Below are 13,436 nucleotides of genomic sequence, written 5' to 3'. Positions count from 1 at the left end.
TCTTACAAAATCCATACAAAATGGTAAAAGAGTTGTGTTATGGGTTTCACTTGCCTTAATATAAAATTGTAACCCATGAAGAAAGGATGTTAGCAGATGTTTGATAAAACGGACGAACTGGCAGTCACAACAATCCGGACTTTGTCCATTGACGCCATTGAAAAAGCAAAATCCGGCCATCCGGGGCTTCCGATGGGGGCTGCGCCAATGGCATACACCCTCTGGACAAGATTTATGAACCAAAACCCGGAAAACCCGCACTGGTTTAACCGGGACCGTTTCGTATTATCCGCAGGGCATGGTTCCATGCTGCTTTATAGCCTGCTCCATTTATCCGGCTATGCATTAAGCATGGATGATATTAAAAATTTCCGGCAATACGGCAGCAAAACCCCGGGGCATCCGGAATACGGGCATACGGAAGGCGTGGAAGCAACGACCGGTCCGCTCGGGCAGGGGATTGCCATGTCAGTCGGGATGGCGATGGCAGAACGGCATCTGGCGGCTGTATACAACAAAGAAAATTTCCCCGTCATTGACCATTATACATATGCTTTATGCGGAGACGGCGACTTAATGGAAGGTGTATCTGCCGAAGCTGCTTCCTTGGCGGGACATTTAAAATTGGGACGCCTCATTGTATTGTACGATTCCAATGACATTTCCCTTGACGGCGAGTTAAACAAGGCCTTTTCCGAAAGTGTTGCCGACCGGTTTAAAGCATACGGCTGGCAGTATTTGCGGGTTGAAGACGGGAATGATATGGCACAGGTCGCAAAAGCGATCGAGGAAGCAAAGGCGGATACAAGCCGGCCGACACTCATCGAAGTGAAAACGATCATCGGTTACGGTTCCCCGAACAAATCCGGGAAATCGGCTGCCCACGGCGCCCCGCTCGGAGAAGATGAACTGAAACTGACGAAAGAAGCGTATAAATGGACGTTTGAAGAAGACTTCTATGTTCCGGATGAAGTTTACGCCCGGTTCCGTGAATTGGTTGTAGAAAACGGCGTGAAAAAGGAACAAGAGTGGGCGTCCCTGTTTGAGGCTTATGAAAAACAATACCCGCAGCTTGCGGCTGAACTAAAACAGGCGATAAAAGGCGGGCTTCCGGATGGATGGGACAAGGACATTCCGGTCTATGAAGAAGGCAAAACCCTTGCCAGCCGTGCGGCAAGCGGGGAAGTGCTAAATGCCATATCCAAACATTTGCCGTCTTTGTTCGGTGGATCTGCCGACCTTGCCGGATCCAACAATACGCGGTTGAAAGAAGACAAGGACTATATGCCGGATGCCTATGAAGGGCGCAATATCTGGTTTGGTGTCCGCGAATTTGCGATGGGCGCAGCCATGAACGGCATGGCGCTTCATGGCGGTGTGCATGTATACGGCGGCACGTTCTTTGTTTTCTCGGATTATTTGCGTCCTGCCATCCGCCTGGCCGCGCTTATGGGCCTCCCGGTAACATACGTCTTTACGCATGACAGTATCGCAGTCGGGGAAGACGGGCCGACGCATGAACCGGTTGAACAGCTTCCTTCTTTAAGAGCGATGCCGGGCTTGTCGGTCATCCGCCCCGCGGACGGCAATGAAACGGCGGCTGCCTGGCGGCTGGCCCTGTCATCTGAAAACCATCCGACTGCGCTTGTTTTGACGCGCCAAGGGCTGCCAACCTTGAAAGGGACGGCTGAAAAAGCGCTGGAAGGCGTTTCAAAAGGCGCCTATGTCGTGTCCCCTGCACAAAAGGAAATGGCTGACGTTCTCCTTCTTGCCAGCGGGTCGGAAGTCCATCTGGCTGTGCTCGCGCAGCAGCAATTGGCGGAACAAAAGATTGATGCTGCTGTTGTCAGCATGCCGTCATGGGACCGTTTTGAACAGCAAAGCAAAGAATACAAAGAATCCGTATTGCCGGCACAGGTGAAAAAACGCCTTTCCATTGAAATGGCTTCACCATTCGGCTGGGAAAGGTATACCGGCGATGAAGGCGATATTTTGTCGGTTGATACGTTTGGCGCAAGCGGAAACGGCAATACCGTTGTGGAAAAATACGGATTTACCGTTGAAAATGTTGTGGCACGTGTAAAAAAATTATTGGGCATGTAATCGTTCCGGGCCTGCTTTTGCGGTATTCGCAAAAGCAGGCTCATTTTTATGAAGGAAGGGTATAAGAATAGGGGGCTTGAAGTACCGGAGCTGAGTTGAATTAGCTTCTCCCTTGGACGCAACCGATTTTGCAGCAACGCTTTGATACATTTACGCTTATTTTCCTGTATGTACGTGTAATCGAATGTTCCACAGTAATTTTTTAAATTTTGTTACAACAAACGACAACTTTTTTGGGGCCCGTCCATTATAGTGAAGGTAACAAAGTTGCGGGAGTGAGATCATATGCGATCCTATTCTATCTACCTGATAAAAGAGGAGTTTGCACAATATTATTACGGCAGGGAACGAATGTTTTTTAACCTTTTTCACCAGTATGCGCACGTTTCCGGAAGTTTGAAAAATGTCCTCAGCAGACAGATCCATTATATTACAAAGCAGATTCCGCTCTTGCCTGTCCATCATGTCTTGCAGCCGTTATTTTCTGACACCATTAACATGACGAAAACCGGCGCTTGCCAACTTCTTTCAAAAAAAGAGGAGCAGGTGCTGGAAGTGACCATAGAAGAAAGAATGCTCCGCCTGAACGTATCCGGTAGTTATGATACAGAAACCGCCGTTTTTGAAATTCTGAGGAACTTCAAAGGAAATCTGCTTGCAATCGATTACGACCATAAACGATACGGCTGGATAAAACCGGTTAAAGAAAGAAAATTCGTGTGAGAAGAAAACAAGTATTGTATAATTCAAATGGATTTAGTACACTGTATGTGAGTGAAGGAGGTATATTATGATTTGGGTGTTCGTTCTTGTAGCCCTTATTGCTCTTTTGGCAGGCGCAGCAATCGGGTTTTTCATCGCCCGTAAATATATGATGAATTACCTGAAGAAAAATCCGCCGATTAATGAACAAATGCTGAGAATGATGATGATGCAAATGGGTATGAAGCCGTCTCAGAAGAAAATCAATCAAATGATGAATGCCATGAACAAACAAATGAAATCTTAAGCTGGATGACCGGCTTTTGTGGTATATCCATCACCATTGTTAAGCTTCTCACGATTCTGTAAACCACTTTTTCTGCCAATTTCCTGCACAGAAAAGGTGGTTTTTGATTTCATGTTCCATTTTTATGCTTTCGTGATGTTTTTTCTCTTTCAATCTGTTTATGTTAAAATGAAAATGAGCCGGGATGGGGAGTGAACCGATGGCTGATGTAACAGTATGGCTGTCTTTCGGGGCAGGTTTCATGAGCTTTATATCGCCTTGCTGTCTGCCGCTTTACCCTGCTTTTGTTTCTTATATAACAGGCGCTTCTGTTAGCCGGTTAAAAAGCGGGGGCGGCATGCGGGAGTGGAAAAGTATCCTGCATACCGTTTGGTTCCTCGCAGGATTTTCCACAGTTTTTATTGCATTGGGGTTTGGTGCTTCCTGGATCGGGAGTTTTTTTATCCGTTACCAGGATGCCATCCGGCAGCTCGGTGCAGTCGCGCTCATTTTTTTTGGGCTGCTTGCTGCGGGCATTTTTCAGCCGGGGATCTTTATGAAAGTGTACCGAATCGATGTAAAAAAGCAGCCGGTCGGATTCTTGGGTTCTTTTCTCGTCGGGCTTGTGTTTGCTGCCGGCTGGACGCCTTGCACCGGGCCGATTCTTGCCTCGGTATTGGCGATGGCAGTGGCCCATCCGGCTTCTGCGTCCGTCTATATGGCTGCATATGTGTTCGGCTTCTCCATCCCTTTTTTTGTCCTTGCTTTTTTTATCGGACGATTGGGGTGGATGCAAAAATATAGCGTGAAACTATTAAAATGGAGCGGTGTTGTGATGATATTCGCCGGAATCCTGTTCTTTTTTGACTGGATGCCTGTCATTTCCGGTTATATGAGTGCGCTGTTCGGGGGATTCCAGGGATTTTAATCCGGGTTGCATTTTAACGGATCAATGAGGAGGAGAAATTCGATCGATGGCAAATGTGTTGATTGTGGATGATGCAAAATTTATGAGGATGACTTTGGCGAAAATGCTGGAAAACGGCGGCCATACCGTTGTGGGCGAAGCGGAGAACGGGCAGCGGGCGATTGAATTATACCGTGAAGTCAGGCCGGATGTCGTTACGATGGACATTACCATGCCGGAGATGACCGGCATTGAAGCTGTGAAAAAGATCGTGCGCGAATTCCCGGACGCAAAAATTATTATTTGCTCCGCGCTTGGCCAGCAAAAACTGGTCGTCGAAGCAATAGAATCCGGCGCAAAGGATTTTATCGTCAAGCCTTTTGATGAAACGCGTGTTTTAGAAGCGGTTGAACGCGTTTTGAACTGACAGGCGCCGCAAAAAAAAGAGAGGCAGGCATTCCGGCTGGACATCAACCCCGCTTTTATGGTTGAATATTAGCATAGGAAACTTATATTTACCGTAGCTATATTTATTTTGTTAAAAATCTGTTACTAAAGAGGGTTGAGACATGGAAGGCATTGTCATCTCGTTCATTGTTGCGATTTTGATGGGGTCTTTGGTCATTTTTGTCCGTTTAAAAGGGCAGAACAAGCCCGTTTCCACAAAAAAAATATTGTTGCCGCCGGTCTTTATGAGTACCGGGGCATTGATGTTTGTCGTCCCGTATTTTCGCGTGACGCCTGCCGAAGTATTGGAAGCCTTTGTGGTCGGAATGTTTTTTTCCATATTTTTAATTAAAACTTCCCGTTTCGAAGTCCGTGACGGAAATGTATATTTAAAACGGTCGAAAGCTTTTCCGTTTATTCTGATCGGGCTCCTTCTCATCCGGTTGCTGATGAAGGTGGTACTCAGCTCCTCGATTCAAATCGGGCAGCTCAGCGGCATGTTTTTTCTGCTCGCATTCGGCATGATTCTGCCGTGGCGCGTCGCCATGTATATTCAGTACAGGCGGCTCATACAGGAACTGGATGAAGGGGTCCGTGCTTGAAAAACATCATTCGCTTTTACCGAATGATGTTTTTTCATTTACCGGGCCGATTTTGTTTTTTCCTGCGCAAACAAATGCTCGTAGCGGCTGTCATCGATGTCCAGCTGCTTTAATTTTTTTCGGAGGAATTTATGGTCCCTTCTTGGCGTGGCGAGGATATAGCCCTGAATGATATTGTCCAGTGTCATTTTCTTTGCATTTTTGGAAAGCGCCACATCCCCGATTTTTGCCGCGATTTTTTTCCTGGCCACATCGCGGAACAATTCCGGGACAGGGCTTACTAGTTCTTCAAGCAGTTCTCTGTACTCCGGCGTCCAGAGGTGCCGCGTTTTAAGGATTGTCTCTTCCTGCTGGTCAAGTATCGATTTTCCGTCTTCTTTCGGAAGCCTTTTCAAAAATTTTCGGAACATAAAATAGCCGCCAACTGAAAAGAGAAAAACCAGACAGAGGATCCATATTAAAATAAAAGCAGAAAACCAACCGCTTAGCATGACGCTCTCCTCCTTGGCAAGTACTTCCTTTTATTATAAGAAAAGATGGACTGTTTTTTCAATTAAAAAAGGAAAAACCCTTCCGCCGGCGGGCAGGGGCACTGAAAAAGTGATGTTTTATTTTTACGAGAGATCGGATGCAAAAAAACGGTGAGACACTTTGAATGTGGTGCCTCGCCGTTTTTTGTTTTCTTTTGGACTTTTTCATCTGCCTCCGGAAAGTGGAAAAGATTTTTACTGTTTTTTCAGCGTTTCAAAAGTGTCTTGCAGCAGAACAATCGTTTTTTCGATTTCTTCTTTTGTTCCTTTTTTTCCGTCTGCCAGCCTGATCGGGTCGCCAAAGCGCACACGTTTTGGCTTTCTCGCAATGACTTCTTTCAATGTTTTCGGCCCTTCGTAAATAGCCGGGACAAGCGGAACATTTGCTTTTAAAGCTATCGTCACGGCACCGCGTTTTAAAGAAACATGTTCGCTTTTGCGTGTTCCGGAAGGGAAAATGCCGACGACTTTCCCTTCTTTTAAAAGTTTCATTGGAATTTTAATCGAGCTCGGGCCCGGATTTTCACGATTGACTGGAAAAGCGTGCAACTTCGTGAACAGCCATTTTAGCCATTTTTTAGAAAAAAGTTCCTGTTTCGCCATATAATGAATTTGGACAGGCCAGATGGCAATCGCCAGGTAAATAATGTCCAGCCATGTTTGGTGGGTACAAACGACCACAAACGGAGCCGCAGGGATTTTCTCTTTGTTTTCTTTTTTGATTTTGCCGCCAAGCAGCCACAAAATGACGGTAACAACGTAATAGCCAAACCGGTACATGATTACACCCCCACAAGCATTTTATACTATACAGGCATGCTTGTTCTACTAATTTGGAAAAAAATATTTAAAAACGCGAAATGAATCATTGGAAAAAAGAAGATCGCAGCCAAAACAGCGTTTACGGAAAGATTAAAAAGAAGAAGGAATATGATAAAGCAAGGCAGAATTTCATACGGAGGGAAATGTATTGCATAAAAGATGGGTTGTGATATGGACGATGGCATTCCTATTTATTCAGGGAACCGGGCCCTGTGCAGCAGGGGACAGGGAAGGCCGCGGAAAAAAAGAAACAGACGCAAAAATTGCCGGCATTTTGCAGGCCGCCCCTTTAAAAGGCGGGATTGTTGCGATCAGCGTCCGTTCGGCTGATACCGGGGAACTGCTCTACGAACAAAATGGCAGCACGCTATTGCGCCCTGCGTCCAATATGAAACTGCTGACCGCGGCCGCCGCGCTTGAAACACTCGGGGGAAATGCCCGTTTTAAAACGGGCGTGTACCGCACGGGCGCGATCGAAAACGGTACGCTTTACGGTGATATATACATACAAGGGGGAGGAGATCCTGCTTTATTAAAATCCGATTTAGCGGACTGGGCGGCTGAATTAAAGAAACAGGGGATCCGGCGTATTCAGGGGGACCTGGTCGGGGATGATTCGCGCTATGACGATATTCGGTATTCACTTGACTTGCCGTGGAGCGATGAGCAGGAATATTACGGGGCACAAATTTCGGCTTTAACGTTATCGCCTGACCGCGATTATGATGCAGGGACGGCCATTTTTGAAGTCGCCCCGGCAAAAAAACCCGGCATGAAAGCGCGGATCAAAATGGTTCCGGAAAGCGGGATGGTTAAACTGGACAACCATGTCCGAACCGTGCCGGATGGCAAGCAGGGAGAGGACGATATCGTCATCAGCCGGGCACACGGCGGGAATACGTTTACGGCAAGCGGGACGATTACTGCCGATTCAGCCGCAGTCCGGCAATGGAAAGCGGTCTGGGACCCGGCGACATGGGTGCTGTCTGTTTTCAAAAAAACTTTAGAGGAAAACGGGATCACCGTGCAAGGTACGATCAAAACGGGCAGGGTGAAGGATGCGGCAGTTCCGGTTCTTTTTTCCCAATCGCCACCTTTATCAAGCATCATGGCGCCGTTTTTAAAATTCAGCAATAACACCATCGCCGAAATGCTTGTAAAAGAAATGGGGAAAACGGAAAAAGGGGAAGGAAGCTGGGAAAAAGGGCTTGAAGTAATCCGCGGCGTTGCAAGAAACTTTGGCGTCGATCCTGACCTGATGATGCTCCGCGACGGTTCGGGCATATCCCACGCCGATTTGGTCCGGGCAAATGATTTGACGGCGCTTTTATACCGGATACAGGAAAAAGACTGGTTTCCGTGCTTTTTCGATGCGCTGCCCGTTGCAGGGGCTGAAAACAGGCTGGAAGGCGGAACCCTCAGAAACCGGTTTAAGGGGACGGCCGCTGCAGGACGGGTTTTTGCCAAAACAGGGTCGATTACAGGCGTCAGCACACTTTCCGGCTATATGCAGGCAACATCCGGGAAAAAGCTGATTTTTTCTATTTTGATCAATAATGTACTGGATGAAGAAGCAGTACATCAAGCGGAAGAGCAAATCGTACTGCAATTCATCAACCAGGGGGGAGAAGGATGAGAAAAGGAAAACGGCTGCAGGCCGGGGATACGATCGGGCTGGTCGCGCCTGCAAGCCCGGTTTCAATCGAAAGGATTCAGACTGCAATTGCCATATTGCGGCGGCTCGGTTTCCGGGTAAAAACCGGAGAAAGTGCGGGAAAAGTTTATGGCGGGTATATGGCCGGCACGCCGCTTGAACGGGCGGCCGATCTTCATGCGATGTTTGCAGACGATGACGTGCGGGCGATTCTTTGTTTGCGTGGCGGATACGGGGCGACGCAAATTTTGCCGTATCTGGACCTTGAATGGATCCGGGAGAATCCAAAATTATTCATCGGTTACAGCGATATTACAGCCTTGCATATTGCTTTCCAGCAAAAATGCGGCCTCGCCACGATCCATGGCCCGATGGCGGCTGTCGAATTTATCAAAGAAGATGATCTTTCGGTACAATCATTGCTGCAGCTGGCGTCAACCGGTGTTCCTGCCGGCAGTTACACGGGGGAGGCGTGGAGTGAAGGGGCCGTGACAGCACCGCTTACAGGCGGGAATCTGTCATTGATTTGCGCACTGATGGGAACGCCGTTTGAAATTGATACAAGCGGGAAAATTCTTTTTCTTGAAGAAGTGCATGAAGAACCTTATGCGATCGACCGGATGCTGACCCAGCTTCAGCTTTCCGGAAAACTGGATGACGCCTCCGGGTTTGTGCTCGGCCAATGGACGGACTGTGAGCCGGAAGCATATGCGGATGGCTTTACGGCACAGGAAGTCCTGGAAAAATTTTTTTGCGGGATCGGCAAGCCGGTGCTTGCCGGCATACAATCCGGGCACGGCACTCCGAATCTGGCGCTTCCGCTCGGCATCTCGGTCACACTGGATACGGCCGGCCAACGCTTGCATTTTTGCGAAACCATTGTCGCTGAATAAGCTTATTGCATGATTGTTTCTCATATATATAACCGCATGTTTATTGCCCTTACGGTATGCCCGAAAGCAGGCCGACCTGGCAAGGGGTTTACAATGCAGACGCACATCCGGGCCGTTTAAACCGGCGCCTGTTTTCCCGCTTGCAGGCGGATGCACAAACGATGCGCTTCCAACTGCCATATTGTAAAAGCAGCAATGGATAAAGGAGTGACAAATTTGGCAGATTCCAGTCAGTATTATGGCGGCTATCCGTGCCGTATGGGCATCATCACCATTATGGCGGATACGGCGGTTATTCGTACGGCCATTCGCACGGTTACCCATACGGACATCACCACCATTACCATTCCGGGCATTACGGCCACGGCGGCTACGGGAATTTTCCGGGCCACGGATACAGGGAAGAAAAATAAAATGCTTGACCGGAAAAGATGCCTGCAAGCAGGCATCTTTTCCCCATTTTTGCAGCGTAATTTTTTCAGGCGGATGGATCCGGCAGCCATGAAGGTTTCAATCCGGAAAAAATCATGGCATTTAGTGGAGAAAAAATAAAATGAAGAAAAAAATAATCAATTCGTCTTGACTCCCCATACATAATCTGCTATTATAATAAAGAATTATTTTTGTTCGGTATGGTAAGGAAGGAAAAAGTTTTAAAACTGACCCCCTGAAATCACTTGAGCAAGGATAGTAATTTTGTGTTCAAACACATTAGGAGGAAACAAAATGGAACAAGGTAAAGTAAAATGGTTTAATTCGGAAAAAGGCTACGGTTTTATCGAACGCGAAGGCGGAAGCGATGTATTTGTTCACTTCTCAGCGATTCAGGGCGAAGGTTTTAAAACTTTGGAAGAAGGCCAATCCGTATCTTTTGATATTGAAGAAGGCAACCGCGGACCACAAGCTGCGAACGTTTCGAAATTATAAAAAACAGGCCTTTATGGCCTGTTTTTTTTTTTTTTTTTGTCCTGGGGATCCAGGTTTAGGCATCCCTTTGCCCGGAACGGATAAAAAGCCCTTTCATCCGGCCACTTCGGATGCCGGAAAAAATAGATACATATTGCAATCGCGATCTTTCATAAATATATGATAAGAGCAATGCCAATATGGATAAAGGAGACAGGGGAATTTTGCAAATCAGAGAAATGGCAACGGAATTACTAAAAAACGCCGGGTGCACCGCCCATTTGAAAATAAAGAAACAGTTCCCAGGCGGGCGTCTCGTTGGCGGCAAATATCATCCGCACACCCATACGATTACGCTGTATACAGAGACAATCCGGCGGCAATGCGAGCTATTGTTTGGGAGCTGCAAATGGTTTATGTCTTACACTACGATTGTGCTTGCACATGAAATCGGCCATGCGATGGATGAAAATCTGCCTGCATTGTCCGCCGCCTTTGAAGAGTCCGGGCGTTTGCCGGAAAAGCAAGCACTGGCGCTTACGATTGAACAAAATGCGTGGGATTTTGCCGGCCGGCTGGTTCCCGCGCATCTTAGGCCGCTTTTTCAAAAAATCATGGATGAGTCGCTATCTGCTTACCGCCAGCCGGTGATGGCGGGTGCGCATTAAGAAAAAGCAAAAAACCGGGAGAAGGCTTGCCTTCTCCCGGTTTTTTGCTTTATTTAACGGCTTTCCGAAAGAAGTCTCCCATCCTCAAGGAATGTGAAGGTGCGAATAGCACCAATGAGTAGGTGGGAGATGAATTTCGGTTGGCTTTAGCCAAAGGTTTTGATATAATCAGTCTTAGATGGAATAGAGGTTTGATATATCAATGAAATTAGATAGTAATAATCATTCAGTATTCTTACTGCATTATCACCTTGTATTGGTTGTAAAATACCGTAGACAAGTGTTCGATAGTGAAATATCTGATTTTGCAAAAGATATGTTCGCTGAGATTGGAAGTAAATACAATATTTCTTTAGTGGAATGGAATCATGATAAAGACCATATCCACATCTTATTCAAAGCAAATCCTAACTCTGAACTATCAAAGTTCATCAACGCCTATAAGAGTGCAAGTTCTCGACTGATAAAAAGAGACTTTCCACATATAAGAAAAAAACTATGGAAAGAAATGTTTTGGTCAAGAAGTTTCTGCCTACTTACAACAGGCGACGCTCCAATAGATACCATCAAAAAATATATTGAAAATCAAGGTCAAAAGTGAGGTGAATTGATATGGCCAAGCAAAACAAAGCTTTCAAGTTTCGTTTGTTACCAAACAAAGAACAATCCGCATTATTAGCTAAGACATTTGGTTGTGTTCGCTTTGTCTACAATAAGATGTTAGCTGAACGCAAAGAAACGTATGAAAAGTTCAAGGATGATAAAGAATTGCTTAAAAAGCAAAAGTTTCCGACCCCTGCAAAATATAAAAGTGAATTTCCATTCCTAAAAGAAGTGGATTCTTTAGCTTTGGCAAATGCACAAATGAACTTACAGACTGCTTATAAGAATTTCTTTGAAGGAAATGCGGATTTTCCAAAGTTCAAAAATCGTAAAGCAAAACAATCCTATACAACTAATATGGTCAACGGAAATATTAAGCTAGAAAATGGTCATATCAAACTGCCAAAAATCAAAAAGCCAATAAAAATGAAACAGCATAGAGAGATACCTGCTGATTATAAAATCAAATCTTGCACTATTTCTAAAACAAAGACAGGCAAGTACTACATTTCAATTTTGACAGAATATGAGAAAGATATTCGTCCAGTTAAAATACAGAAAGTTGTTGGTTTGGATTTTGCTATGGATGGTCTATATGTCGAGAGTGAACAGGGTAAGAAAGCCAATTACCCACGTTACTATCGGCAAGCCTTAGATAAATTAGCAAAAGCACAACGAATTCTTTCTCGAAGAAAGAAAGGTTCTGCACGTTGGAACAAGCAACGACTAGTAGTGGCTAAATTACATGAGAAAGTGGCGAACCAACGCATGAATTTTCTTCATCATAAGTCAAAAGAATTAGCTTCTAACTTTGATGCTGTCGTGATTGAGGACTTGAACATGAAAGGGATGTCTCAAGCCCTTCACTTTGGGAAAAGCGTTCATGATAACGGCTGGGGGATGTTCACTACTTTCTTAGCGTATAAGTGGATTTAAGTCAATATTTTGGACACCAATAAGTGAAATTTAATTTTGATCTCATGCCATATTTTTCATGACTGCTGGTCGCTTGACATGGAGCCTCTGCGGGCGTGGTGTTATGCGAAGGGCGAAAGGGGCAATGATTTCTTTCGCATGGCAAACAAGCCTACCACGCCCCGCCACTCCATGTAAAGCGGATGCTTGTAAAATTGTGAAGAGCACTACGCTGCCCCTTTGATACTGTCTTCTGTTTCTTGTGGCGTCATATAGCCCAGGCAGCTATGAATCCGTTTCCGATTGTACCAGCCTTCTATAAATTCGAATAAGGCTCTTCTGGCAGCTTGAAAGTTCAAATAGTTGATTCTATAGATCTCTTCCTTTTTCAGAATTGCATGGAAAGACTCAATGCAGGCGTTATCGTATGGGCAACCTTTTTTACTGAAGGAGTGTTTGAACTGCTTCTTTTCCATGTATTCTGCAAATTTCTCGCTTGTATACTGGGATCCCAAATCAGAATGCAAGATCAATCCCGGACCTGGACGTTGTGCCTGATAAGCGTTTTCTACTGCCTTTAAAGCCAGTTCAGTCGTCATGTGGCGGTCAAAAGCGTAACCGACAATCTTTCTGGAATGTAAATCCATTACGGAAGCCAGGTAGCACCAACCGTCTCTCAAAGTATGAATGTACGTAATATCCGTAACCCATTTCTCGTTGATGGTTGTCGTTGAGAAGTCCTGGTTCAGCAGGTTATCGTGTTCTTCCATCTTGCCCTTATTGGAATGGGGACGGTACTTTTTTCTGATAATGGAATAAATGCCTGCAGCCTTCATCAAACGCTGAACCCGTTTCAGGCTGACTTTGAGCCCTTCTTTTTCAAGCATATGGCGGATCTTCGGCGCTCCGTACCTCTGCTTGCTTTCCGTATGGATTTTTCGTATTCTGTCTGTCAACTCCCGGTTTTCCCGTTTTGTTTTTGACTCTTTTTTTTGTTTGGATTGATAGTAGGTACTTCTCGGCACGCCAAGGACCGTACACATGGTTTTAAGGTCATAATGGTGTTTGGCTCTTATCTCGTCAATCATGGATATAACAGTGGTTTGATCTACTTCTTTGCGAATATGGCCATAGCTTTTTTTAAGATTTCGTTTTCCTCTTTCAGCCGGTGCAATTCTTTTTGCAGGTTCAGAAATTCTTCCGGGGTAAAAGAGCTCCCGTCATCCAGCTTAACCGGTTTTTGTTTTCTGATCCATTTGTAGATTGTCGTTTCAGACAGGCCATATTCGCTGCAGATCTGTTTTACTGGTGTTCCAGTTTGATAAAGCTCAACCACCATTTCCTTAAATTCAGCATGATAACTTTTACGTTTTTCGCTTGTGTTACCCATATCAGGAC

General features: G+C 45.7%; 15 protein-coding genes and 1 pseudogene. 13 read left to right on the top strand and 3 right to left on the bottom strand.

Annotated elements, in window-relative coordinates:
• Nucleotides 1–96: 96 nt before the first annotated feature.
• The 6 genes from tkt (at nt 97) to NSU00_RS07870 (ending at nt 5,047) form a co-directional block, all read left to right on the top strand.
• The gene (tkt, locus tag NSU00_RS07895; protein ID WP_118497690.1) at nt 97–2,103 is read left to right on the top strand and encodes a transketolase; all 2,007 of its coding nucleotides are present in this window, start codon (nt 97–99) and stop codon (nt 2,101–2,103) included.
• 285 nt (nt 2,104–2,388) lie between these two features.
• On the top strand, nt 2,389–2,826 hold the full coding sequence (sirA, locus tag NSU00_RS07890) for a sporulation inhibitor of replication protein SirA (protein ID WP_340702646.1): 438 nt from the start codon (nt 2,389–2,391) through the stop codon (nt 2,824–2,826).
• A gap of 67 nt (nt 2,827–2,893) precedes the next feature.
• The gene (locus NSU00_RS07885) at nt 2,894–3,112 is read left to right on the top strand and encodes a YneF family protein (protein WP_013859446.1); all 219 of its coding nucleotides are present in this window, start codon (nt 2,894–2,896) and stop codon (nt 3,110–3,112) included.
• A 199-nt stretch (nt 3,113–3,311) separates the two neighbouring features.
• Entirely contained in the window at nt 3,312–4,019 is a 708-nt protein-coding gene (locus NSU00_RS07880; protein WP_118497688.1) for a cytochrome c biogenesis CcdA family protein, read from the top strand.
• 46 nt (nt 4,020–4,065) lie between these two features.
• Complete coding sequence (locus tag NSU00_RS07875; RefSeq protein WP_013859444.1) at nt 4,066–4,425, top strand: response regulator; 360 nt, start codon at nt 4,066–4,068, stop codon at nt 4,423–4,425.
• A gap of 142 nt (nt 4,426–4,567) precedes the next feature.
• The gene (locus NSU00_RS07870; RefSeq protein ID WP_013859443.1) at nt 4,568–5,047 is read left to right on the top strand and encodes a CcdC family protein; all 480 of its coding nucleotides are present in this window, start codon (nt 4,568–4,570) and stop codon (nt 5,045–5,047) included.
• A 38-nt stretch (nt 5,048–5,085) separates the two neighbouring features.
• On the opposite strand, the gene NSU00_RS07865 is transcribed toward NSU00_RS07870, so the two are convergent.
• Together NSU00_RS07865 and NSU00_RS07860 are read right to left on the bottom strand one after the other, a co-directional pair.
• Entirely contained in the window at nt 5,086–5,538 is a 453-nt protein-coding gene (locus NSU00_RS07865; RefSeq protein WP_013859442.1) for a DUF2621 domain-containing protein, read from the bottom strand.
• Between the two features lie 234 nt (nt 5,539–5,772).
• Nucleotides 5,773–6,357 carry a lysophospholipid acyltransferase family protein gene (locus NSU00_RS07860; protein ID WP_019720379.1) on the bottom strand — a complete coding sequence of 195 codons (585 nt, stop codon included), beginning with the start codon at nt 6,355–6,357 and terminating at the stop codon, nt 5,773–5,775.
• Between the two features lie 190 nt (nt 6,358–6,547).
• Between NSU00_RS07860 and dacB the strand changes: the two genes are divergently transcribed.
• The 7 genes and pseudogenes from dacB to NSU00_RS07825 form a co-directional block, all read left to right on the top strand.
• Nucleotides 6,548–8,035: a D-alanyl-D-alanine carboxypeptidase/D-alanyl-D-alanine endopeptidase gene (gene dacB / locus NSU00_RS07855; protein ID WP_340702645.1), complete on the top strand. Its 1,488-nt coding sequence runs from the start codon at nt 6,548–6,550 to the stop codon at nt 8,033–8,035.
• Complete coding sequence (locus NSU00_RS07850) at nt 8,032–8,946, top strand: S66 peptidase family protein (RefSeq protein ID WP_340702644.1); 915 nt, start codon at nt 8,032–8,034, stop codon at nt 8,944–8,946. Before dacB ends, NSU00_RS07850 begins: the two co-directional genes overlap by 4 nt.
• 216 nt (nt 8,947–9,162) lie before the next feature.
• Nucleotides 9,163–9,498, top strand: coding sequence for a hypothetical protein (locus NSU00_RS07845; protein WP_235962324.1), 336 nt, complete (start codon nt 9,163–9,165; stop codon nt 9,496–9,498).
• A gap of 174 nt (nt 9,499–9,672) precedes the next feature.
• Entirely contained in the window at nt 9,673–9,873 is a 201-nt protein-coding gene (locus tag NSU00_RS07840; protein ID WP_013859436.1) for a cold-shock protein, read from the top strand.
• Nucleotides 9,874–10,052: 179 nt separating this feature from the next.
• Entirely contained in the window at nt 10,053–10,520 is a 468-nt protein-coding gene (locus NSU00_RS07835; RefSeq protein ID WP_019720375.1) for a hypothetical protein, read from the top strand.
• A gap of 202 nt (nt 10,521–10,722) precedes the next feature.
• A complete protein-coding gene (gene tnpA / locus NSU00_RS07830; RefSeq protein ID WP_041818598.1) occupies nt 10,723–11,121 on the top strand; it encodes an IS200/IS605 family transposase in 399 nt (132 codons plus the stop codon).
• 11 nt (nt 11,122–11,132) lie between these two features.
• Nucleotides 11,133–12,050: pseudogene (locus tag NSU00_RS07825) on the top strand (RNA-guided endonuclease TnpB family protein); the annotation flags it as partial.
• A gap of 215 nt (nt 12,051–12,265) precedes the next feature.
• Here NSU00_RS07825 and NSU00_RS07820 read toward each other — a convergent pair.
• A protein-coding gene (locus NSU00_RS07820; protein ID WP_445684486.1) for an IS3 family transposase occupies nt 12,266–13,428 on the bottom strand; the annotation gives its coding sequence in 2 pieces (ribosomal slippage) (nt 12,266–13,185 and nt 13,185–13,428; 1,164 coding nt in all).
• Nucleotides 13,429–13,436: the final 8 nt, after the last annotated feature.

The sequence above is a fragment of the Weizmannia sp. FSL W8-0401 genome (assembly GCF_038009125.1).
GTDB lineage: Bacteria > Bacillota > Bacilli > Bacillales > Bacillaceae_C > Weizmannia > Weizmannia coagulans.
The sequence above is the reverse complement of the archived record's forward strand: the minus strand, read 5'-3'. Positions and strand labels throughout refer to the sequence as shown.

Excerpts from the sequence above, each read along its gene's own strand:
- NSU00_RS07860 (WP_019720379.1), bottom strand. The coding sequence starts at position 6,357 with ATGTACCGGTTTGGCTATTACGTTGTTACCGTCATTTTGTGGCTGCTT.
- tkt (WP_118497690.1), top strand. The coding sequence starts at position 97 with ATGTTTGATAAAACGGACGAACTGGCAGTCACAACAATCCGGACTTTG.
- sirA (WP_340702646.1), top strand. The coding sequence starts at position 2,389 with ATGCGATCCTATTCTATCTACCTGATAAAAGAGGAGTTTGCACAATAT.
- NSU00_RS07870 (WP_013859443.1), top strand. The coding sequence starts at position 4,568 with ATGGAAGGCATTGTCATCTCGTTCATTGTTGCGATTTTGATGGGGTCT.
- NSU00_RS07885 (WP_013859446.1), top strand. The coding sequence starts at position 2,894 with ATGATTTGGGTGTTCGTTCTTGTAGCCCTTATTGCTCTTTTGGCAGGC.
- NSU00_RS07875 (WP_013859444.1), top strand. The coding sequence starts at position 4,066 with ATGGCAAATGTGTTGATTGTGGATGATGCAAAATTTATGAGGATGACT.
- NSU00_RS07835 (WP_019720375.1), top strand. The coding sequence starts at position 10,053 with ATGGATAAAGGAGACAGGGGAATTTTGCAAATCAGAGAAATGGCAACG.
- NSU00_RS07865 (WP_013859442.1), bottom strand. The coding sequence starts at position 5,538 with ATGCTAAGCGGTTGGTTTTCTGCTTTTATTTTAATATGGATCCTCTGT.
- tnpA (WP_041818598.1), top strand. The coding sequence starts at position 10,723 with ATGAAATTAGATAGTAATAATCATTCAGTATTCTTACTGCATTATCAC.
- NSU00_RS07880 (WP_118497688.1), top strand. The coding sequence starts at position 3,312 with ATGGCTGATGTAACAGTATGGCTGTCTTTCGGGGCAGGTTTCATGAGC.
- NSU00_RS07850 (WP_340702644.1), top strand. The coding sequence starts at position 8,032 with ATGAGAAAAGGAAAACGGCTGCAGGCCGGGGATACGATCGGGCTGGTC.
- NSU00_RS07840 (WP_013859436.1), top strand. The coding sequence starts at position 9,673 with ATGGAACAAGGTAAAGTAAAATGGTTTAATTCGGAAAAAGGCTACGGT.